The sequence below is a fragment of the Flavobacterium psychrophilum genome (genome assembly GCA_001708385.1).
GTDB lineage: Bacteria > Bacteroidota > Bacteroidia > Flavobacteriales > Flavobacteriaceae > Flavobacterium > Flavobacterium psychrophilum_A.
In genome coordinates, this window is the sequence record CP012388.1 from 1119433 (window position 1) to 1143249 (window position 23817).

The window sequence follows — 23817 nt, forward strand, 5'->3', positions numbered from 1 at the left end:
ATTATAATAATAACGCGAATTCATAATAATGTTGTTTTACGTTAAAAAATTGAGTGTTTATAAATAATTGTTAATTTTAGAAAAAAAATGCCGTGAAAAAAAAACTACTTGTATTTTTTTTAATGATAATTTCCTTATCTGCCAATAGTCAGGTAGATGTAGCGCTATATAAACAATTTAACGGCAGGTACGATTTTACTTTTGTAGGCAATACGCTTAATTTAAAAAGTAATGGAGCAAACACTACACCCTGTACGTTACTTACAACATCATCACAATCGTTAAACCTGCCCGCAGGCAATACCATTGAAAGCGCCTATTTGTATTGGGCAGGATCCGGCACCGGCGATTTGGATATAAAGCTTAATGGACAGAATATTACTGCCGAGCGTACATTTGATGTAATTTTTGATAGCGCTGGTGACAACATTTCCCGTCCGTTTTTTAGTGCATTCGCTGATGTTTCGGCTATTGTAAAAAACCAGGGCAATGGCACGTATACAGTATCTGACCTTGATCTTACCAATGTTATTAATGAAATAGGGCAAACACCTGCACAAAATATTTATTGCAGAAATGGCACAAACTTTGGCGGGTGGGCTATTGTTGTAATTTACGAAAACAATAGTTTTGCGCTTAATCAGATTAATGTTTACGATGGCTTGCAATTTGTTCCTGACGAGGTAAATATTACACTTGATAACCTTAATGTTTATAACAGCATAGGTGCTAAGACCGGTTTTATAGCATGGGAAGGCGATAGCGCCTTAGACGATGGAGAGAGCCTGAAAATAAACGGTTCGGTTTTAAGCAATACGCTCAACCCTCCTACCAATGCTTTTAACAGCACCAACACCGTTACAGGATCAAGCAACCTGTACAATATGGATCTTGATATTTATAACGTTGAGGACTATATAATTCCCGGCAATCCTACCGCCGACATACAACTTACTTCTGATGCCGATTTTGTTATGATAAATGTTATTGTAACGAGACTAAACAGTATATCTCCAGATGCCACAATTACTATTGACGATGAATTTAAAGATTGTGTATCGCACATATTAAAACTGGATTACACCGTTCACAATGATAATGCAACAGATGTTTTACCCGCAGGAACAATTGTTGCTGTATATCTTGACGGCGACCTCATTACCACTTTTACCACACAAACAGAAATTGCTATAAACGGTAGCGAAAGCGGCACGCTTATAATACCGTTGCCTGCTAACCTAACGGGCAGCGTACAATTGCTTTTCGTAGTTGACGACGATGGAACAGGTACAGGTGCTGTTATAGAAATAGACGAGAGTAATAACTCTTATGTACACAATACAACCCTTTGGGCTTTAGAACCCATTAATCCTGCTGACATAACAGAATGCGAAACGGCAAGCAACACCAATGTGGGGATTTTTGACTTTTCTGATTATGAACAATCCTTGAAAACAGACCCCGCCCAAATGGTTACTTTTTATCATACCGAAGCAGGTGCACAGGCAGAAAATGCAGCCGACCAGATTACTACTACTTCTAGCTATCTTAGTATCCAAAACCCCGAAACCATATATGTTAGGCTGGACGACCCAAATGGCTGTTCTACCATTGCTTCTTTTAACCTTATTGCTATCGACTGTACCTTCCCGGATGGTACTATCATTATCGATACTATTGTTACTACCTGCGATTCTAAAATCTTACAGGTTACTTATACCGTAAACAATTTCAATAGTTTTGATATCCTGCCTGCTAATACTCCTGTTGCCATTTATGCAAATGGTATTTTACTAACAACTACAACAACATCGGCAGATATTACTATTGGCGGTAGCCTTACAGCAACTATTACAATTACGATACCTGATAGTGTACCCCAAAACTTCAATCTGACTTTTGTTATAGATGATACCGGCACCGGTACTGGTATTGTGGTTGAAACAAACGAAACTAACAACAGCTTTACAACACCATTCATTCTATGGGTTTCGCCTGTTTTACCTCAACCTGAAGACATTGAAGGCTGCGAAACCTTTAACGGATCGGGTATTGGAGAATTTGATTTTTCAGCATATGCCGAATCATTGAAAATTAATCCCACGGATGTAGTTACTTTTCACATTTCACAGCAGCATGCGGAAGATAATACTGACGCTATAGCTCCTACAGGTTATAACGCAACATCGGGAACTGAGATATTTGTACGACTTACCGATAGTAACGGTTGTTATGATACGGCATCGTTTCTATTGGAAATTATAGATTGTTATTTCCCTGATGCTACTGTAATAATAGATGATGTTTACAAACAATGTAACTCGCGCATACTTCACATTCACTATACTGTAAGTAACCTCAACGGAACCGATATGCTTCCTGCATTAACCCCGGTGGCCATATACGCTAATGGCCAATTAATTGCAGTAACCAAAACAATTGGCGAACTTGCTATCGGCGAAAGCGAGCCGGGCTTTATAGAAGTTACTGTCCCCATTGGCATTCCACTCGATTTTGAGCTTGGCATTACCGCCGATGATATTGGCAACGGAACAGGTATAGTTATAGAATTGGATGAAACTAATAATGGCTTTATTCAGGATGAGAACCTGCCGTTGTCTCCCGAATTAATTCAGCCGGACGATATTGAAGAATGCGATAAAGGCTTTGGGCTGGCAACTTTCGATTTTTCGCATTATGCAGAAAAGTTAAAGAATTACCCTAACGAAACAGTTACTTTTTACAGGACACAGCCTAATGCCGACCAGGATCTTGACCGAATTTACAACATTGGAAATTATAGCACAGACGAGAACCCTACACGCATATACGTTAGATTAGATAACGGAACCTGCCATACTACAGCATCGTTCCTTTTACGTACTAAAAAATGTAAACCTGTTACACACAATTACCTCACGCCCAATGGCGACGGTTATAACGACGAGTTTTTTGTGGAGGGGCTGCGTAATATTTTCCTAAACTTCAAGATGTCCATCTATAACCGCTGGGGTACGCTTGTATGGACAGGCGATCACAGCAGGGCCGACTGGAATGGCATTGCAGATGTGGCAAAAGTTGGTAGCGAGAACCTCCTCGTACCCGAAGGAACGTACTATTTTGTACTGGAGCTTAACGACCCCGATTTCCCTGATCCTATTGTAGACTGGGTATATGTAACGAAATAAAAAACATAAAATAAATTAAAAGGCCTGTAAAATTATATTTACAGGCCTTTTAAAATTTAGTTGTTTGTAACAGCTAACTTAACTTCTATATTACCGCGCGTAGCATTAGAGTATGGGCATATTTGGTGTGCCTTATCGGTAAGTTCCTGTGCCTGTTCAATAGTCACTTCCGGAATGTTTACATCAAGTTCTGCTGCAAGGCCAAAACCACCATTCTCTAATTGAAGGATACTAACGTTTGCCTTAACTGTAGTCTCTCCGGTTTTGATTTTCTGTGTTTTGATTATCAAGTTAAGTGCGCTGTCAAAACACGCCGCATAACCCGCTGCGAATAGCTGTTCAGGGTTAGTGTAATCATCGTTTGCACCGCCCAAAGCCTTTGGCATCCTCACTTCAAGGTCTAATACTCCGTTATCGCTTTTTACGTGTCCGTTTCTTCCGCCTGTGGCAGTAGCATCTGCTGTATATAGTGCTTTCATTGCTTGTATATTAAATTATGTATAATGGAATTATTCTGATTTTAAAATTTTATTGATGATGCTTCTTAGCTGTACTAATTCATCGATAGTTATAGTAAGTGAGTCCGCCAGTTGCTCAGGAACGCACACAGCTTTGCTTTTAAGCGCCTCACCTTCTTTAGTAAGCGATACATTTACAACGCGCTCATCAACAGTACTCCTATTTCTTATAACAATACCCTTTTGCTCCAGCCGTTTTAGTAGTGGCGTAAGTGTTCCACTATCAAGGCGTAGCTTCTCTCCCAATTGATTTACCGTCTGATGCTCTTCTTCCCATAATACAAGCAGTACCAGATATTGCGGATACGTAAGTCCCAATTCATCCAGTAGTGGCCTGTACATCGCGGTTATCTCACGCGATAAGGCATATATAGGAAAGCACAATTGATTTTCAAGTTTTAAGTTAGCTTTCATCATGTTCTATTTACAATGCAAAGATATATATTGTGCACAATATAATTTTGTAAAATACATTTAAATATTTCTTAAATTAAATATCAGATTAAATTGAAATCCATTTGGGGTTTTACTATTTAGAAATAAAAAGCAGGGTTTTAAGTCCAAAACAAAAAACGCAACATTGTTTTTAAAACGACTGAATATCAAACAATTGTATTGTTTTAATTTTACGCACAAAAACGTAATTTTGGAATTATAAAGTGCAACTTTAAAAGTGTTATTTTCGCTCTATAACAGGCATAGACCACTTATAATTTACAGCTAACAATCTGATGATTATAATAATACCCGAAGTTGCCAGGTACAAAACATCCTGTTGTACGTTCCATTGCTTTAAGAGAAAGAAAAAACAACCGCCAATAATACATATGGTAGCGTAAATTTCCTTCCTGAAAATAACAGGAATATCGTTGCATAAAATATCCCTCAGTACTCCTCCAAAGCAGGCTGTTATAGTACCAAGAGCGATACAGATTACCGGATGTAATCCTGTAGCAATACCTTTTTCAAGACCAATAAGTGTAAATACCCCGAGCCCAATAGTATCGAACAAAAACAGGGAAACCCTGAGTTTATCAAGCTTCTTCCTGAAAATAAGTGCTATGACAAACCCGGTCATAATAAGATAAACGTAGTTTAGGTCACGCATCCACCCTACCGGAGTGCGTCCTATAAGCACGTCACGGAGCGTACCCCCTCCTACCGATGTTACAAACGCAATAACCAGCACCCCGAAAGGATCCATTTTTTTACTCATAGCAGTAAGGGCACCCGACATGGCAAATGCCATAGTACCAAAAATATCAAGAAGGTAAAACATTACATTTTCTGGGTATAGAAGTTATAATCGTGCAGTACAGTATCTACAAAAGCAGTAGGATTTGCCGAAACCGACTTTATGCCCGTAACCGACTCTATCTTTGTCTGAAGTTTGGCTATCATCTCAAAATCAGTAGTTTTGAGGCTTATTTCATAGGTTTCTTTTATAATACGCATATCGTTATCCGTAAGCTTAATAACAAGCGGATATACAGGTACATAGCTATTGTTAATTTCTTTAAGGATAGTATGGTTTATATTAATATTATTCTTAAGGCTTATTACAGCAGTACCGGCTGCCATATCGCCAAGACGCTGTGTTTTGCCATTTATCATCATGCTGATGAGCCCGATAAAACTAAGAGGGGGTGTAACTTCGACAATGCGCAATATCCATCGGACGAGGTAATCACCAAAACCTGCCTGGTAGCCGTCTATTTTAATAACTTTTATTTTCATAATGCGTTTTCCGACAGACTGTCCTTCCATAAGTGCCTCCTGCCACAGTGCATAGAATAGAACCGGCAGCGAAATGATGCCGTGAATTGCATTTTGCGACCACATATCAAGGCCATATACCAGATCTCCCATATGCAAGAGTCCCAATAGCAGGTAATAAATTACAATGTAATAGGCAATAATAATCAAAGCGTCAAGCAGATACGCAAGTACGCGTTCTCCTACAGAAGCTGTATTAAAATTTATATTAACATTTTGCGTAGTTGTTATGGAAAGTTCTGACATATTTTATATTTTAGCTAGGTATGAGAGAAGTTGCATTCATAAAACAAAATAAAGAAAAATGGCTTGAATTTGAACAGGCTATTTTTGGTAAAGCTAAAAAAAATCCTGATGAATTGGCTAGCCTTTACATTCATTTAATTAACGACTTGTCGTACGCACAAACATATTACCCTAAAAGCAAGACGGTTATCTACCTTAATCACCTTGCATCTATTACCTATCAGAAAATTTACAAGACTAAAAGGGAGAAAACAAACAGGATTGTACACTTCTTCAAGACAGAGGTACCCCTTATTGTGTATGAAAACAGGCGTTATGTGCTATATGCTTTTCTTTTGTTTTTCATTTTTACGTTAATAGGTGTGATTTCTGCTGCTAAAGATGATTCTTTTACCCGCCTTATCTTAGGAGATGGCTACGTTAATATGACTCTGGAAAATATAGAAAAAGGCAACCCGGTGGCCGTTTATAAAAGCGGAAGCAACTGGGGAAGCGCTATCGGCATTACCTTAAATAACCTTAGGGTTGGTGCACTTTCTTTTGCTGCCGGTATTTTTGGCGGTGTAGGTACTGTATATATTTTATTTAAAAACTCTGTCATGCTGGGCTCATTCCAATACTTTTTTTATGAGCGTGGCGTATTTTGGGCAAGTGTAAGAGGTGTATGGATACATGGCTGCATGGAAATTTTCGCCATTGTTATTGAAGCCGCTGCCGGGCTTATTTTTGGTGCAGCATTGCTTTTCCCAAAAACATTTTCAAGAATGGCATCGCTTAAAAGAGGTTTTAAAAACGGACTCAAAATATGGTTCAGCACTATACCGTTTACCATTGCGGCAGGCATACTGGAGGGTTTTGTTACCCGCTATTCTCCTGTAATGCCAAGAGTTCTTAATGTATTTATAATACTGTTTACATTGGCGGTAATTTCATATTACTACTTGGTATACCCATACATTGTAAACAAAAAATCGAAGATTAATGTTCCAACTCTATAAGTCGCGCAACTTTAACGCAATAATAAACGACACCTTTGGCTTTTTTAAGACGGAGGGAAAAAACTACATAAAGAACTACATTATAATTAATGGCGGACTATTGCTTGTGCTTGCCGTGCTGGCCTTTATTATTGGTAAAGTTTTTTTTGAGAATCTTTTTTTCGGAGCTGCCGGACAGGACTCTGCCGATATGGCGGGAGAATATTTTAGCGAGAACTTTGGTTTTATGGTAGGACTTGGAGTACTCACAGGGATACTTATACTTTTAGTTACTATTATAAACTACAGCTATCCGGTAATTTACCTTAAGCTTCTTGAAACTAATGAAAAGCCCGACACCAAACAGCTTATTTCAGCAATAAAGAAAATTTTAGGCAAGGCAGTACTGTTTTCGTTATTATCACTAATCACGTTTGTACCGCTTGCTATACCGCTATTTGCAGCTTCTGCCCTGATGATAGTACTGGTAATTACAATTCCGGTTGCTATAGCCTTATTTGCTGCTTATACTTGCTGGATATATTTAACTTTTTATGATTATTTAAGTACAGACAACGGTTACTTTACCTCTATGGGTAACGGATGGAAAATGCTGTTTAAGAATTTCTGGGCACACATGGGTAGTACTGCTATATTTTACGTGATATTATACATTTTTCAGATGCTGCTTATGTTCCTTGGTTTTATAATTGAAAGCATTACAGGACTGGTGGATTCAAGTACAAATCCACTAGGTAAAATGGATTCTGCCGAAGCATTATCTTTCTTTGGTATTTTGGTACTAATAGGCTTCCTTATCTATGTTTTTGTGGCCTTTATTGTTGGTAACCTCATACTGGTAAACCAGGGTATTATATATTACAGCTGCCGCGAACAGCAGGAAAACAAATCGCTTTATAAAGATATTGACCTAATAGGATCTGACGTTGAATAAATTACTACTATACCTGCTGCTAAGCAGTGCACTTACGCTCTCTGCCCAAACTACGGCGGATACAATTCCTGTAGCTGAAAGTCTTGTTGAAGCAGAGCTTGGCGACACACTCATTCCGCCACCGCCGGTTGTGGAAAAAGTGTTTAAAGAGCGTAGTTTTGCTCCCAATTTTAAAGAAAAATATAACACTCCGGAATTTAAGTACGAAACTAAGACTGCAGCCAAATCTACCTGGGATCGTTTCTGGGAATCTATTGGCCGCTTTTTTGACAGGCTATTCGGTACAGGACAGCGATCTACCAACAGCATTAGTTATTCGATCATATTACGTATACTGGCATTTTTAATTATAGGGTTTGTAATTTATATGATCGTAAGGGTTATACTGAACAAAGAAGGTATGTGGATCTTTGGACGATCGAACAAAAGAATTAAGGTTCAGGATGCTTTACAGGAAGATATACACCAAATGGACTTCAGGCTGCTTACTGAACAGACCAAAAAAGACGGCGATTACAGACTAGCTGTACGTTACTACTACCTGTGGCTGCTAAAAAAATTATCCAACAAAGAGATTATAGACTGGCATTGGGATAAAACCAACAGGGATTACCTGTATGAAATTAAGAACGATACACTGAGAAACGATTTTGAATACCTTTCTTATGTATACGATTATAGCTGGTATGGCGAATTTCCGCTGGACAGCACTGCTTTTGCGAAGGCCGAAAAAGCATTCCTGAAAACCTTAAATACTTTATAAGATGAACAGGAAACTAATTATATATATAGTATTTATAGCATTGGTGGTTGGGCTATTGGTTATGATAGATTCTTCAAGGCCAAAACCTATAAACTGGATGCCGACCTATGCCGTAAAAGATAAAATTCCTTTAGGGCTTTATGTGTTTGATAAAGAAGCACCAACGCTTTTTAAAGGCAACGCCATAAACAAGCTTAATGTTACGGCTTACGAATATTTTGACAGCCTTTACGATTATAAGACCAAACGCTATAAAGCAAGCGGGACGTATCTTACTATCGCCGAAGAAAATAGCATGGACAGGGAATCTGTAATGGAAATTATCTATTTTGCCGATCACGGCAATACAGTGTTTTTAAGCATGAAAGATTTTCCATCTGCATTATTAGATACGCTAAAAGTACAAGTGTCGGGAGCTTTCTCTTTAAAAGATACTCTAAGGCTAACATTGCCGGGCAAGACCGGAAATAAAGCCTATAAGTTCAGCCATGGCGCAGGAGAAACGTATTTTGACTCTATCGATACTAAAAAAATAAAGGTGTTGGGCTATCAGCAGGTAGCATCTAAACAACGCCCTAATTTTATAAAAGTGCCTTTTGGTAATGGTAATTTCCTGTTGCACACGCAGCCTGCAGCCTTTAGTAATTATCATTTATTGAAAGATGATCATTCAACTTATGCAGAAGGGCTATTATCTTATATTCCGCAGGGCGATGTGTTTTGGTATTCTGATTATTTCATGAAGCGTAAAGATATATCAGATAATAGTTTGCGATACATATTAAGCCAGCCGGCGCTTAAATGGGCAATGTGGATTGGGTTGCTTACATTTATAGTGTTTGTACTGTTTAACGCTAAAAGAAAACAACGTATTATTGAGGAAATTGTTCCCCTTAGAAATACTACGGTAGATTTTGCGAGAACGGTTGGAAACCTGTATTACCAGGAAGGTAATCATCATACTATTATAGAGAAGAAGATAATTTATTTCCTTGAAAAAGTAAGGAACGATTATAATATAGACACTTATTCGCTTGACGATGCTTTTGTAGAAAAACTACATTTAAAAACCGGCAAGCCTGTAGAAGATATTGAAAAAACAGTACGTTTGATTAAACAACACAGGCATCAGTTTGTTAGCACAGAGGCTGATGTAATAGCTATTAACAAAGCAATAGAAAATTTAAGGTTATGACAGAATCTTTTGAAAACGAAAATATGGAGAATACAAATCCTGAAGGTGTAACACCACAGGCTACCAATGAAAATGAGATTGCAGGCGGTATCAATATAGAAAAAACAAAAGCACCGGAAAGTGAAAACATAAACTTTCAGTCGAGGCTTAATCTATCTGAACTGCAACAAAGCATTGCCGATGTTAAGAGGGAAATAAGCTCTGTAATTGTTGGGCAAAGCAAAATGATTGACCAGCTTTTGGTAGCTATACTTTCTAATGGGCACGTGCTACTTGAAGGTGTTCCGGGTGTGGCCAAAACCATCTCGGCAAAACTACTTTCTAAAACACTATCGTTAGATTTTAGCAGGATACAGTTTACGCCGGATTTAATGCCATCGGATATTTTAGGTACATCGGTATTTGATATGTCTAAATCGGCTTTTACCTTTAAAAAAGGACCTATATTTTCTAACTTCGTACTCATCGACGAGATAAACAGGGCGCCTGCAAAAACACAGGCTGCATTATTTGAAGTTATGGAAGAACGCCAGATAACTGTTGAGGGTACTACTTACCCTATGGAAGCTCCGTTCTTAGTTATAGCGACACAAAACCCTATTGAGCAGGAAGGTACTTACCGGCTTCCGGAAGCTCAGTTAGACCGTTTCCTTTTCAAAATCAATATAGATTACCCTAATCTTGATGAAGAGATAGCGATACTGCAAAGAGAAAACGCGCTTCAGGACAGGGAGAAACTGGATAACATCAAAAAAGTGCTTTCACAGTCGGATATCATTAAATATCAGGGCATTGTAAAACAAATTGTTATCGAGCCTCAGTTACTTGAATACATTGCTAAAATAGTTACCAATACCCGCGATAACGCGTTCCTTTACCTGGGTGCATCGCCGCGTGCATCTATTGCTATACTTAATGCATCTAAAGGATATGCCGCACTTAGGGGCAGGGACTTTGTAACTCCGGATGATATTAAAGAATCTGCCATTCCTGTACTACAGCACCGTGTTATGGTTGCACCGGAACGCGAAATGGAAGGCTTAACAAGCGAACAAATAATTAAGCAGATAATAGATACTGTAGAAATTCCGCGTTAATGAAGTGGTTTAAACGCATATACCTCAACAACTTTTTTTTCTATGTGCTCATGGGCATAATAGTATGCTTTATAGTATCTTACTTTTTCCCTTCGTTGTATCGCGCTACATGGATGCTGCTGTATATCTTCCTTGGTTTTACAGCTATAGATTTTATACTGCTTTTCCTGACAAACCAACGGTTTAATGCAGAACGTAATGTACCCGAAAAATTAAGTAACGGAGATGAAAACCCTATCCTTTTAAAACTGGATAGCGGTTACTCCTTCCCCGTTAGTATAAAAGTAATAGATGAAATACCGGTACAGTTTCAGGTACGTAACTTTGAGGTAAAACGAAAAGTTCCATCTGGCGGAAGCGACAGCTTTGAATACTTTTTACGGCCATTAACCCGCGGAGAATATTTTTTTGGCAGTCTTAATGTATATGTATCGTCTCCCCTGCACCTTGTGTGCAGAAGATTTATATATGACACAGGACACATGGTACCTACCTACCCTTCTTTTATTCAGCTTAGAAAGTACGACCTTATGGCGTTCTCGAACAGGCTGTTTCAATACGGGTTAAAAAAGATACGCCGTATTGGCCATACTATGGAGTTTGAGCAGATTAAAGATTATGTTGCCGGAGATGACATACGAACGATTAACTGGAAGGCTACCGCCAAGAAAAACCAGTTGATGGTGAACCAGTTTCAGGACGAACGATCGCAGAACGTATATATGGCCATAGATAAAGGCCGTATTATGAAAATGCCTTTTAACGGACTGAGCCTTCTGGATTACGCCATAAACTCTACACTTGTACTATCAAACATTATCCTTAAAAAACAGGATAAGGCTGGTATGTTTACCTTCTCTAAAAAAGTAGAGAACCGTGTGGCTGCCGATCGCCGTTCGGCTCAGATGCAGCGTATACTGGAAACACTCTACAATGTAAACACCAACTTTTTTGAGAGCGATTTTGGACGTTTGTATGCCGATATTAAAAAGAATATTACCCAGCGAAGTTTAATCCTACTTTATACCAATTTTGAAACACTTGACGGATTGAAACGTCAGTTACCTTATCTAAAAGGTATTGCACACAGCCACCTGCTGGTAGTAGTTTTTTTTGAGAACAGCGAGTTGGAAGAGCTTACCCAGGCTACACCTGATAATGTTCAGGAGATATACGACCAGGTGATCGCAGAAAAATTTGCTTTTGAAAAAAGGCTGATCGTTAATGAGCTTAAGAAATACGGAATTTATTCGGTACTAACAAAACCCGAAAACCTTACCATAGAAAGTATTAACAAATACCTTGAAATTAAAGCAAGGGGTATTTTGTAATAGCTGTGGTTTGTTTTTAGGGAAGTAACGGTTTTCCAACTGAAAATATTACTATGAAAACAAACCATATTCTATTGCTGGCAGCCCTTACACTGCTGGCTTCCTGCAAAAAAGATTCCGCCTCCGATGGAGCTTCACATACCGTTGCGGTAGAAGAAGCAAGAGATACCACGGCACCTGAACCTGAAATTATTATAAGAACGTATGAGCTAAAGCAGCTTGTAGATCCGTTTACGGCAGAAAAAAAGCTTGTAGAGCTACAACTTAAATCAGCCTCTCCCGAGGAAGCCAACAAACTGTACGATAGTTTTTTCGAGTCAAACAAAAAACTGTTATCTAAAATGATGGCTAAAGAGCAGAATATACTGGATAACTTTTACAGCTATTTTTATGGAGAAAAAGGCCCGGTTAGCCCGCCCGATTCTATTCAACGAAAGGTTGTGCAGCTTAAAAATGCAGGGCTTGAATTTTGCGAACAGGGCGAAGGCTACGTGGATATATGCCTTGGACATGATTTTTACTACAATATGTTCAAAAAATATGTCACAGATGATTACAAAGAATATCTTCGCATAAAAGCAGACGAAGACAAAGTGTTTTACTCGGCAGATGCAGGACTTCATGTAACATTTAAAGAAGTATCAGACAGGGTATTAAATTGGGAGAACTTTATAGCTAAATACCCTAAAAGCAAATTTATTAGCGAGGCCAAGGAAGATTACAGGATTTATCTTGACGATTATTTCTTTGGACAAGATAATACGCCTGCCCATGACGATTCGGGAAAATACTATGAAGAAAACGTGACAGAATACCACCGTTATATTGCCAAAAACCCAAACAGCTTTGCCGCAAAATTGGCTAGAATCGCCTTAGAACATACAGGAAGCGTCGATGAGCTAATAAAGATTATAAGGACAGAACATCAAAAATATATCGGCAAATAGTTTACAAGGCTTGCTAACATCGTAAATTTGCCGTATCACTTAAAAATCTCGATTTGAAACAGATAACAAGCGCACAGAATCCTTTTATAAAATCGTTAGTACAGCTTCAGGAAAAAGCAAAGGCGAGACTCCAGAGCGGTACTTTTTTAATTGAAGGCCAGCGTGAAATTCAATTGGCGCGTAAAGGCGGATACATTATAGAGACAGTATTATTTCTACCTGATATGCTAACTGAAGTTCAGGTTGCAGCGCTAGCCGGCAGAAGTACCGATATTATAGAGGTTAGCCGTGAAGTATATCAAAAACTGGCCTATCGCGATACCACCGAGGGAATCATTGCAATTGCCAAAACCAAAAGCCTAGAATTAGCTGATCTTGAACTGGGTGAAAACCCATTAATCCTGATCGCGGAAGCTCCGGAAAAACCGGGTAACCTTGGCGCACTTTTACGTACTGCCGATGCTGCAAAGCTGGACGCCGTTATTGTTGCCAATCCAAAAAGCGATATGTTCAATCCCAACGTGGTAAGATCCAGCGTTGGCTGCCTTTTTACCAACCAGATAGCTACCGGAACTACAGACGAAGTTATTGAATACCTGAAATCTAAAAACATTAGTATTTATTGTGCTACGCTTCAGGATTCTACGCAATATCATACGCAGGATTATACAACGCCGTCGGCACTTGTTGTGGGCACAGAGGCTACAGGCCTTACGCAGGAATGGCGTGATGCATCTACAAAAAATATAATTATACCTATGCAGGGCGAGATAGATTCTATGAATGTATCTGTTGCCGCTGCCATCTTAATTTTTGAAGCTAAAAGACAACGGGGATTTTAATCCCCTTAAATTTTACCTATGAGGAATATAAGCATATCTCAGAACTTTAAGCGAAGTGCCCAAAAAGCAATACTCTCAATTATCTTTTTTGTCTTTACCTATATTGTTTTAGTGGTGTTGGCAATAGGATTTACCATTGCCTGCGGATACGGAGGAATTATGCTTATTGCACTTAAGCCTTCTTTACTAACACTTATGCTTGGGTTGGGTGCAATAAGTATTGGTTTGCTGATATTGTTTTTCATGGTGAAGTTTATATTCGCCAAAAACACGACCGACCGCTCTAATCTGTTAGAAATAAAAAGAGAGGAAGAGCCAAAACTGTTTGCTTTTGTTGAGGATATTGTAAACGAAACGGGCACCGATTTCCCTAAGAAAATATACATATCGTCTGAAGTTAATGCGTCTGTATTTTACGATTCCAGTTTTTGGAGTATGTTTTTACCGGTAAAGAAGAACCTGCATTTGGGTGTAGGACTTATGAACACCGTAACTGTAGATGAGTTTAAGGGTATTGTAGCACACGAATTTGGACATTTCTCTCAGCGAAGTATGAAAGTGGGCAGCTATGTGTATAATGTCAATTATATACTTCATAACATGCTGTATGATAATGCATCTTATGATGCCATTATTGGCAAGTGGGCTAACCTTAGTGGTTATTTTTCGTTAGCCGCAGTAGTTGGTGTTAAGATTATTAGTGGTATCCAATGGGTGCTTAAGCAGGTATATGAAGTTGTAAACCTTAATTACCTGGCATTATCACGCGAGATGGAATTCCACGCCGATGAAGTTGCCGCAAATGTAGCGGGATCTCAGGCACTGGCAACCTCTTTAGTGAGAATGGATCTTGCAGCACATGCCTACAACAACACGCTTAATTTTTACAGCACACTTATAAAAGAAAACAAAAAACCGGATAATATATTCCCACAGATGGGCTTTATACTATCATACTGGGGTAATGAATTTAAGCTGCCTGTTGCTAACGGACTTCCGCAGCCTACGCTAACATCTAAAACACGCTTTAATAAGTCGAAACTTAGTTTTGATGATCAGTGGTCATCGCATCCAAGCGATAAGGATCGCATAAAAAAGCTGGATGAATTAAATATTCCGGTTAAAGCTGCTAACACTTCAATCGCAACCGTATTGTTTGCAGATGCTGAAAAAACAGAGCAACGTGTAACAAGCAGGCTTTTTGCAGAAGTACCTTATACAGCGGCAACTACCGCCCATGCCATTACAGAATTTAAGCCCGATTTCTTAAATAAGATACAAAAGAACACATTTGATAAAAAGTATAACAATTACTTTGACGATCAACCGCTATCCTCTGTAAACTTTGACGACCTGCCTGAAATAAGCGCAACTGAAAAAGAACTATTCAGTCAGCAGTCGGTGGACAGTATATATTATTCGATAGGCCTAAAAAATGATATTGCGACGTTAAACCAGATTGTAAACAAAGAATTTAAAGTAAATTCTTTTGACTATGATGAGCAGCGTTATAAAGCTTCTGATGCTTCGGAACTTATACGAAACGCCGAAGCAAAATTAGAAGAAGTAACGTTACAGATAGAACAGCACAACAAGCAGGTATTTGCCTACTATTACCAGGTTGCCAAAAAGGCGAACCAAAGCGTTACTTATTTAGAGAAGTACAGTAAATATGCCGATTTTGAGAAAGCAATCGAAAAGGAGATAGAGATTTTGACTGCGCTTTACAATTCGACTTCGTTTACGCGCCATACGTGTTCTTTTGAAATTATAAGAGCGAATATGCAGAAAGTACATCAGTGCGAAGAATCCTTCAAAGCGTCTTTAAGAACGCTCCTTGAAAATGAAGCACAAACCAAAACTCTTGACGAAGAAACGAAAGAGATCTTTACAAAGTATGTAACTTCAGAGCTGGTGTACTTTAGCAACGAAACCTATAACGAGGAAGCACTCGGACTTTTATTTGACAGTATGAGCCTGTACAATAACGCACTTAACGACATATTATTTATGTACAAAAAAGAGTTTCTTGACTTTCAGGCATCGCTAACAGAAAGTAAAGTAGTAACTATTGATGAAAAGCAAATTTTAAATTAAAATCTGCATTTGTTATAAATGCAAAACTGACGAGATGAAATCCTTTTATTTTTTAATTGCCCTTATTACTTTTTCGGCGAATGCCCAGCAAAATGAAGCTATTGACTGGAATGAAGCACGCATTAACGGAAAGCTGGAACTGACGATATCTAAACGTGACTTTGAAGCTATCTACAAAAAGGCAGATAGCATTGTTACACCAAACTATGAAGACATATGTGGCAGCGATGAAGACAGCAGGTTTCAATACTACCATTACAAAGGTTTGCAGTACGAGCTTGATAATGGCATTATGAATTTCAGGCAGATAACATTCGGTAAAAAGAACCCAATGTTTTTTACCTACAAAGGTCAGCGATTGGATGGCTCCACAAAAATGGATGATTTTGCAAAGCTGTTTCCTGAGTCTGCAAAAACTGGCGAAAAGGATCAAAAAGAAATTTATATCGTGCTGGCATCGTCAGACATTATGGATGATAGCAGCTGGAGGTTTACCTTTAGAAACGGTGTACTTGCAGCTATAGAATGCTTTTTTCCCTGCTAATGGCAGAACCCCAAACATATTACAATCCGCTTAATGGAGAATATACGAAGATACTTGAATCTTCGGCAGATACCAATGGCGAATATTCATTGCTTGAAGTATCGCTAATGCCGGGAGGTAGAAACCCGCCGCATTACCATACGCGTTTTACCGAAGAATTTATTGCTGTTAAAGGCCGCCTTGGATTACTTTACGATAAGGAAACGGTTTACCTTGAACCGGGGCAAAATAAACTGGTACCTATTGGTATTGAACACCGCTTTTTTAACGACGGAAAAGCCCCCATCCTATTCAGGATCATTTTACGTAGTGGACAGCCCGGTTTTGAGAACTTTATTAAAGGCCTGTTCGGTTTGGTTAATGATGGCAAGACCACAAAAAGCATGATGCCTTTAAATCCGCTTTACGGCGCAGCACTGCTACATTGGGGTGATACACAGTTAAAGAATACCTACTTCCGTATTTTTAGCCCGTTTGCCAAACTGGCTTACTGGTTCTCCAGGAAAACAGGCTTAGAAAAAAAACTGCTTGACAAGTATTGCAAATAGCTGTCTAACTATCGGTTATGAAACAATAGAATTATTCTATGCTGCGTTTTGTTATTGATAAAAATAATCACTAATTTTAAGCCTATAGTTACAGGCAATATATGATTGAGATAGATACAGAACAGGAAAACAAGGCGATTGCCAAAGAATACAAGGAATTACTCCGCATCAGTTACCAGACACTTAGTGAAGACGATAAAAAGCTTATACGAAAAGCTTTTGACGTTGCTGTGGATGCGCATAAAGACCAGCGAAGAAAATCGGGCGAAGCCTACATCTTCCACCCTATTGCCGTAGCTAAAATTGTAGCTTCGGAAATTGGGCTTGGTGCCACTTCTATTGCCTCTGCCCTGCTGCATGATGTTGTTGAAGATACCGATATTACCGTTGAGGATATAGAACGTATGTTTAATCCTAAAATAGCGCAGATCGTTGAAGGCCTTACCAAAATAGCACAGGTTAAGACCGATCAGGAAATATCGATGCAGGCAGAGAATTTCCGTAAAATGCTGCTTACCCTTAACGACGATGTTAGGGTTATCCTGATCAAGATTGCCGACAGGCTGCACAACATGCAGACTATGGGATCTATGGCCGAATACAAACAGGCTAAAATAGCATCTGAAACACTATATATCTATGCACCACTGGCACACCGCCTGGGGCTTTACAACATAAAGAACGAACTGGAAGACCTTGGACTAAAATATACAGAGCCCGCAGTGTATAATGACATTGTGAGCAAGATGAAGGAAACCAAGGAAGAACAGGATGCTTATATCAAGGCAATATCTGATGTTTTGCAGTCGTCCCTCGATGCCGAAGGTATTGAATACACTATTAAAGGCAGGCCAAAGTCGATCTATTCTATTCGCAGGAAAATGCTTGCACAGAACGTTACGTTTGACGAGGTGTATGATAAGTTTGCCCTTCGTATTATTTATAATTCAGACCAGCATGACGAGAAATTCGTTGCCTGGAAGATATATTCTATTGTAACCGACCATTACCGACCAAGCCCAAGCCGATTAAGGGACTGGATATCATCGCCTAAATCTACAGGATATGAGGCGCTGCACATTACTGTTATGGGGCCGAAAGGGCGTTGGGTAGAAATTCAGGTTCGGAGCGAGCGCATGGACGAGGTTGCCGAAAAAGGTTACGCTGCCCACTACAAATACAAACAGGGAGGTGCCGGCGAAGAGCACGGACTTGAAACATGGCTTAACCTGCTTAAGGAAGCCCTGGAAAACACCTCGGGCAATGCCGTAGATTTTGTTGAAGATTTTAAGTTGAACCTTTATGCGAAAGAGATTTACGTGTTTACACCGAAAGGAGAAATAAAATCGCTACCAAAAGGTGCTACATCACTGGATTTTGCTTTCAGCATTCACTCAGAGATCGGCGTAAAAACAAGGGGAACAAGGGTTAACGGAAAATTAGTGCCGTTGAACCATGTGCTTAATAGTGGCGACCAGGTAGAGGTTATAACATCGGCAAACCAAAAACCAAACCCGCACTGGCTGGATTATGTTACTACAGCACGTGCCAAGAATAAGATAAAGAATGTTCTTAACGAGAGCACCAAAAAAATTGCCGACGATGGTAAGGAGCTGCTTACACGTAAGCTTCGCCACCTGAAAATTACGTTGAGTGAAACCGTAGTTAACGAACTGGTAAATTACTTTAAGCTAAAAACCAGCCTTGACCTTTTTTACCGTGTTGGCGTAGGGACTATAGACAATCAGCAGCTTAAGGACTACGCAGCCCTTAAGAGCAATACGTTTATGAACTTCTTTAAGAACAAGATTAAACGTACGCCAAATGTTCCGCAAGAGCAGATTCAGAAAGAAGAAATAAGCCGTAATTATGACCTGCTTGTATTTGGTAAGAACGAAGACAAGCTTGACTACAAATTATCAAACTGCTGCAACCCTATTCCCGGAGATGATGTTTTTGGTTTTATCACCATAAATGAAGGAATCAAGGTTCACAAAAGGGATTGCCCTAATGCCATAAGGCTTCAAAGCAACTATGCGTACCGCATTATGCCCGCTAAATGGATAGATTCATCGCAGGAAGAATTTAAGGCTACACTAAAAATAACAGGAATGGATATACTTGGACTTACAAACGAGCTTACCAAGGTAATATCCAGCAATATGCACGTTAATATACAGAGTATATCGCTTAGTGGTAATGCCGGTATTTTTAATGGACAGGTAACCGTGGTGGTACAGAACAACACCATTCTTAAAAAACTTATAGACAACATTAAAAAAATTGAGGGCATAGATAAAGTGACGAGGATTCATAACAATTAAAAATGAACAGCCGTTTTTTAATACATAAAGCGAAATATATATTTGCGATAACTGCAAGCTTAACATTTACATTAGCTGGCATACTTTTTGACACAAAATTGGGCTGGCTTCTAACTATATTTTTCGGAATATGCAGTTCTTTGTTTATATACATGTTTTTAAATCCTAGGAAAAAGGATACACTATATGCACTATATGACGAAATGTTCTTATTGCAGGATGAAGTGGGAACTGTGCAATACTACAATTGGGGATTTTATAACAGTAGTCAGAAGACTAAATTCTATTGGAACAAAATACATGCTATAACCGCATTTAAAAGAAATCTTATAACAGCGGAGGAAATATACCTTAGCATCGAACAGGAATTTGATGTTTTAATTGTAAGCGAATTTTCTACAGAATGGGATAGATTTAAACAGGAAATCGCAAATCGGTTTGATACTGAAGACCCTGAGTGGTTTGAAAAAATGGCAAGCCATGCATTTGAAGATGACGAAATAATACTTTATAAAAAACAGATGGCAAACAAATCTTTCACTTAACGAAAATTAGATTATCTTTGCACCATCGATACAAAAACCATGGAAAATAATAAAAACCAGGACATTGTAAAAAATGTTTTTACAAAGTTTCTTGAAGATAAAGGCCACAGGAAAACTCCTGAGCGCTATGCTATACTTCAGGAAATATATGACAGCACAGAACATTTTGACATTGAATCGCTGTACATAAAGATGAAAAATAAAAACTATCGTGTAAGCCGTGCTACACTGTACAACACGATAGAGCTGCTTTTAGAATGCGGCCTGGTAAGAAGGCACCAGTTTGGCCAGAACCAGAGCCACTACGAGAAATCGTACTTTGACAAGCAGCACGACCATATTATCATGACAGACACAGGAGAAGTTATTGAGTTTTGCGACCCAAGGATACAATCTATTAAAAAAACGATAGAAGAGATTTTTGGCATTGAAATTCACAACCATTCTTTATACCTTTACGGCCATAAAAAACAACCTGTAGCAGAAACAGAACCGGTAGCGGAGCAGCCTGTTGCAGAAAATTAATAAAGGGCTCGTTTAAAGAAACGACAAACCAACCCTGAAAAGGATTGGTTTTTATTTTTATAGATTATCCGAAAAACAATTAGTTCAATATAACAAACAAATAAAAGGAATGACCGTAGATTTGCTGCTTGGATTACAGTGGGGCGACGAAGGCAAAGGAAAGATCGTTGACGTACTCACCTCTAAATATGATATCATTGCCCGTTTCCAGGGCGGACCAAACGCTGGCCACACACTGGAATTTGACGGAATTAAACACGTTTTAAGAACTATACCTTCCGGTATATTCCACAAAAACTCAGTAAATATCATCGGTAACGGTGTTGTTATGGATCCGGTTGTTTTCCAGAAAGAGATTGAAGGACTTGAAAAATTCAACATTGATATTCAGTCTCGTCTCTTTATTTCGAGAAAAGCACACCTAATCCTGCCTACCCACAGACTTTTGGATGCTGCATCTGAAGCGTCTAAAGGAAAGGCTAAAATTGGTTCTACCCTTAAAGGTATTGGCCCAACATATATGGACAAAACCGGAAGGAACGGTCTTCGTGTAGGTGATATAGAACTTGAAAACTTTGAAGAACTTTACCGCCACCTTGCTGATAAGCACCAGGCCATGATAGACTTCTACAACGTAGAGCTTGAATATGACCTTGCTGAACTTGAAGCAGAATTCTTTGCTGCGGTTAAAGAACTTAAGAAACTTAAATTTATTGATAGCGAAGAGTACCTTAACAAAGCTATGAAAGAAGGAAAAACGATACTTGCCGAAGGTGCGCAGGGATCACTTCTTGATATTGACTTTGGTACTTATCCGTTTGTTACCTCTTCTAACACTACTGCTGCCGGAGCCTGTACAGGTTTAGGCATTGCACCAAACAGGGTTAAAGATGTATTTGGTATCTTTAAAGCATATACTACACGTGTTGGTAGCGGGCCTTTCCCTACAGAACTATTCGATCAGGATGGGGAAACTATGGCACGCGTTGGTAACGAATTTGGTTCGGTTACAGGCCGTGCAAGACGTTGCGGATGGTTAGACCTTGTTGCGCTTAAATATGCAGTTCAGGTTAACGGTGTAACACAGCTTTATATGATGAAAGGTGACGTACTTTCAGGATTCGATACCCTTAAAATATGTACATCTTACAAATATAAAGGTGAAGAAATAAACCACCTGCCTTACAATATTGAACCGGAGAATGTAACTCCTGTTTTTGTTGAGAAAAAAGGATGGGCGGCAGATCTTACAGGTATGACAACGTATGAAGAGCTTCCTGTAGAACTTAAAGAATACATTGAATTTATTGAAAAAGAAGTGGAAGTGCCTATCAAAGTTATCTCTGTAGGCCCGGACAGGACTCAGACAATATTAAAATAATACTAAAGCCGCTTGAAAGAGCGGCTTTTTTTTATCCCCCTGGCTAAAGCTATTTAATTGCAAATCATTCGCACCCCTGGCTAAAGCCAGTGGCAAAACATAAAGTGCTCCAATATATACCGGTCTTACTTCGAAATGAGTCACCTCTAACATTAGTTAGGAAATAATTTAACAAACAAATTTTAACTGTTGATATGTTTTAACCTTACAATAAAACGCGGCACACCTATTGTTATAGTTTTTACGTAAATTTGTTTCAAATTTTTAAAAATTGAAAAAGCTTCTTTTCTTACTTATATCTTTCAGCTTCCTTTACAGCCCTATTACATTGGCGCAGCAGGGGAAAAAGCAGATCATCATAGAGCACGCCGATTTTACCGACAGAGATCAGACTGAGGTACCTGATGCTGTTGTGCTTACAGGTAATGTAAGGGTACTGCACGACGGTATTAAAATGAACTGTAACAAAGCCTACTACTTTACAAAAGAGAATTATATAAAACTTTTTGGAAGCGTAAAAATGAACCAAGGCGACAGTCTTTTTATGGATGGACGCTATGCTGAATATAACGGCGACAGGAAATTTGCTTATGCTACAGGTGATGTAGTTATGCGCTCTCCTGAAATGAGGCTTACTACAGACACTATAAATTTCGACAGAAATATACAACAAGCCTATTACAGAACTTACGGTACTATTGTAAACGGGCAAAACACACTGAAAAGTAAATCGGGTAGATATATCGTTGCCGAAAAGAAATATGAGTTCAGGACTGCGGTAACATTGACTAATCCGCAATATGTATTGAAATCCAATCATTTGGATTATTATACCAATTCGGGTCACGCCTATGTATTTGGACCGACAACCATAACAAGCAAGGAGGATCTTATTTATACCGAAAAAGGTTTTTACGACACTAAAAAAGACCTTGCCCATTTGCTCACCAACTCGTATATAAAATACGGCACACGGGTTATTAAAGGCGACAGCCTCTATTACAACAAACCAAAGAATTATTCTTCGGCCACAAACAATGTAAAGATTACCGATTCGATTAATAAATATGTTGCCAAGAGCCATTATGCAGAGATCTATCGTTTTGCAGAGTCGGATTCACTTATCATGACAAAGCATGCTGTAGCGATGACATTGGTGGAAACAGATACCTTATATACCCATGCAAAGCGTATGGTGATAACGGGAAAACCGGGACAAAGGATCGTGAGAGGTTTTAACGATGCCCGTTTCTACAAAGTAGATATGAGTGGTAAGTGTGACTCTATACATTCTGACGAAGCGAAAGGACTCACTAAGCTTATCAAGCGTCCCGTAGTCTGGAACGGCGATAGTCAGCTTACAGGTGATATTATCCATATTATATCGAACAGCAAAACCGAACAGATAGATTCTCTTAAAGTACTTACAAATGCTTTTATTATTCAGAAAGATACTATCGGTACCGGTTACAACCAGGTGAAAGGTAAGAACCTCTACGGTAAATTCCGGGATAACAAACTATATCAGGTAGATCTAATCGGTAATGCCGAAAAGATATTCTATATGTATGATAAAGGCGAGCTCTTTGGAATAGACAAAGGAAAAGGAAGCAGTATACGCCTTGAAATAGAAGACAATAAAATTACCACAGCGACACTTTTCAGGAAAACAGAAAGTGAAATATACCCTGATAAAGATTTCCCGGAAAGCATCCGGAAGTTTAGGGGGTTTGTTTGGCGGGGCGATGAAATGATTAAGAATCAGGATGACATTTTTCCGCAGGAAGAAAAAGACCTGCATGAAAAAATACTGCAGAGAACCAGAAACAAAAGCAAGAAGGCAGACACTCCTATGGAGCCGCTCAAGCAAACACTGGATTACGACAAGAACAATCCGCAGCCTAAGCCTAAACCGGTTGCCGAAGAGAAATAGTTTTAGTTTACAACAAAAAGAGGTTCTCCTTAAGAATGACAATTTTAGGTCATCTAGTCACGGAAAAGACGATCTCTACTATAGC

The 23817-nt window shown here is 38.9% G+C and carries 20 protein-coding genes and 1 pseudogene; 17 read left to right on the forward strand and 4 right to left on the reverse strand.

Annotated elements, in window-relative coordinates; all coding sequences use genetic code 11:
- The first annotated feature begins 92 nt into the window (after positions 1-92).
- Positions 93-1646, forward strand: a pseudogene (locus ALW18_04820) (hypothetical protein).
- 1598 nt (positions 1647-3244) lie between these two features.
- Here the strand turns inward: ALW18_04820 and ALW18_04825 are convergent.
- The 4 genes from ALW18_04825 to ALW18_04840 form a co-directional block, all read right to left on the reverse strand.
- Positions 3245-3667, reverse strand: a complete 423-nt coding sequence (locus tag ALW18_04825; protein AOE51900.1) for an organic hydroperoxide resistance protein — start codon at positions 3665-3667, stop codon at positions 3245-3247.
- A gap of 30 nt (positions 3668-3697) precedes the next feature.
- Positions 3698-4120, reverse strand: a complete 423-nt coding sequence (locus ALW18_04830; protein ID AOE51901.1) for a MarR family transcriptional regulator — start codon at positions 4118-4120, stop codon at positions 3698-3700.
- A gap of 262 nt (positions 4121-4382) precedes the next feature.
- Positions 4383-4985: a hypothetical protein gene (locus ALW18_04835; GenBank protein AOE51902.1), complete on the reverse strand. Its 603-nt coding sequence runs from the start codon at positions 4983-4985 to the stop codon at positions 4383-4385.
- The gene (locus ALW18_04840) at positions 4985-5728 is read right to left on the reverse strand and encodes a transporter (protein ID AOE51903.1); all 744 of its coding nucleotides are present in this window, start codon (positions 5726-5728) and stop codon (positions 4985-4987) included. The genes ALW18_04835 and ALW18_04840 overlap by 1 nt, the downstream gene beginning before the upstream one ends.
- Before the next feature lie 20 nt (positions 5729-5748).
- Between ALW18_04840 and ALW18_04845 the strand changes: the two genes are divergently transcribed.
- The 16 genes from ALW18_04845 (at position 5749) to ALW18_04920 (ending at position 23732) form a co-directional block, all read left to right on the forward strand.
- Positions 5749-6726, forward strand: a complete 978-nt coding sequence (locus ALW18_04845) for a hypothetical protein (GenBank protein AOE51904.1) — start codon at positions 5749-5751, stop codon at positions 6724-6726.
- A complete protein-coding gene (locus ALW18_04850) occupies positions 6710-7660 on the forward strand; it encodes a hypothetical protein (GenBank protein ID AOE51905.1) in 951 nt (316 codons plus the stop codon). The genes ALW18_04845 and ALW18_04850 overlap by 17 nt, the downstream gene beginning before the upstream one ends.
- Positions 7653-8423 (forward strand): hypothetical protein, encoded by a 771-nt coding sequence (locus ALW18_04855; protein ID AOE51906.1) that lies wholly within the window; start codon positions 7653-7655, stop codon positions 8421-8423. The genes ALW18_04850 and ALW18_04855 overlap by 8 nt, the downstream gene beginning before the upstream one ends.
- Position 8424: 1 nt before the next feature.
- Positions 8425-9618 (forward strand): hypothetical protein, encoded by a 1194-nt coding sequence (locus ALW18_04860; protein ID AOE51907.1) that lies wholly within the window; start codon positions 8425-8427, stop codon positions 9616-9618.
- Positions 9619-9713: 95 nt separating this feature from the next.
- A complete protein-coding gene (locus ALW18_04865) occupies positions 9714-10715 on the forward strand; it encodes a magnesium chelatase (GenBank protein ID AOE54311.1) in 1002 nt (333 codons plus the stop codon).
- Entirely contained in the window at positions 10715-12046 is a 1332-nt protein-coding gene (locus ALW18_04870; protein ID AOE51908.1) for a cell division protein FtsB, read from the forward strand. The genes ALW18_04865 and ALW18_04870 overlap by 1 nt, the downstream gene beginning before the upstream one ends.
- 53 nt (positions 12047-12099) lie before the next feature.
- Entirely contained in the window at positions 12100-12993 is an 894-nt protein-coding gene (locus tag ALW18_04875) for a hypothetical protein (GenBank protein ID AOE51909.1), read from the forward strand.
- 53 nt (positions 12994-13046) lie between these two features.
- Complete coding sequence (locus tag ALW18_04880; protein AOE51910.1) at positions 13047-13835, forward strand: rRNA methyltransferase; 789 nt, start codon at positions 13047-13049, stop codon at positions 13833-13835.
- Positions 13836-13853: 18 nt separating this feature from the next.
- A complete protein-coding gene (locus tag ALW18_04885) occupies positions 13854-15932 on the forward strand; it encodes a hypothetical protein (protein AOE51911.1) in 2079 nt (692 codons plus the stop codon).
- A gap of 34 nt (positions 15933-15966) precedes the next feature.
- Positions 15967-16476: a hypothetical protein gene (locus ALW18_04890; GenBank protein ID AOE51912.1), complete on the forward strand. Its 510-nt coding sequence runs from the start codon at positions 15967-15969 to the stop codon at positions 16474-16476.
- Entirely contained in the window at positions 16476-17024 is a 549-nt protein-coding gene (locus tag ALW18_04895; protein ID AOE54312.1) for a cupin, read from the forward strand. The genes ALW18_04890 and ALW18_04895 overlap by 1 nt, the downstream gene beginning before the upstream one ends.
- A gap of 101 nt (positions 17025-17125) precedes the next feature.
- Entirely contained in the window at positions 17126-19348 is a 2223-nt protein-coding gene (locus ALW18_04900; protein ID AOE51913.1) for an MFS transporter, read from the forward strand.
- 2 nt (positions 19349-19350) lie between these two features.
- On the forward strand, positions 19351-19893 hold the full coding sequence (locus ALW18_04905; protein ID AOE51914.1) for a hypothetical protein: 543 nt from the start codon (positions 19351-19353) through the stop codon (positions 19891-19893).
- A gap of 39 nt (positions 19894-19932) precedes the next feature.
- Entirely contained in the window at positions 19933-20418 is a 486-nt protein-coding gene (locus ALW18_04910) for a Fur family transcriptional regulator (GenBank protein AOE51915.1), read from the forward strand.
- A 109-nt stretch (positions 20419-20527) separates the two neighbouring features.
- Complete coding sequence (locus tag ALW18_04915; GenBank protein AOE51916.1) at positions 20528-21799, forward strand: adenylosuccinate synthetase; 1272 nt, start codon at positions 20528-20530, stop codon at positions 21797-21799.
- A gap of 271 nt (positions 21800-22070) precedes the next feature.
- Complete coding sequence (locus ALW18_04920) at positions 22071-23732, forward strand: OstA-like protein (protein ID AOE51917.1); 1662 nt, start codon at positions 22071-22073, stop codon at positions 23730-23732.
- The last annotated feature ends 85 nt before the right edge of the window (positions 23733-23817 follow it).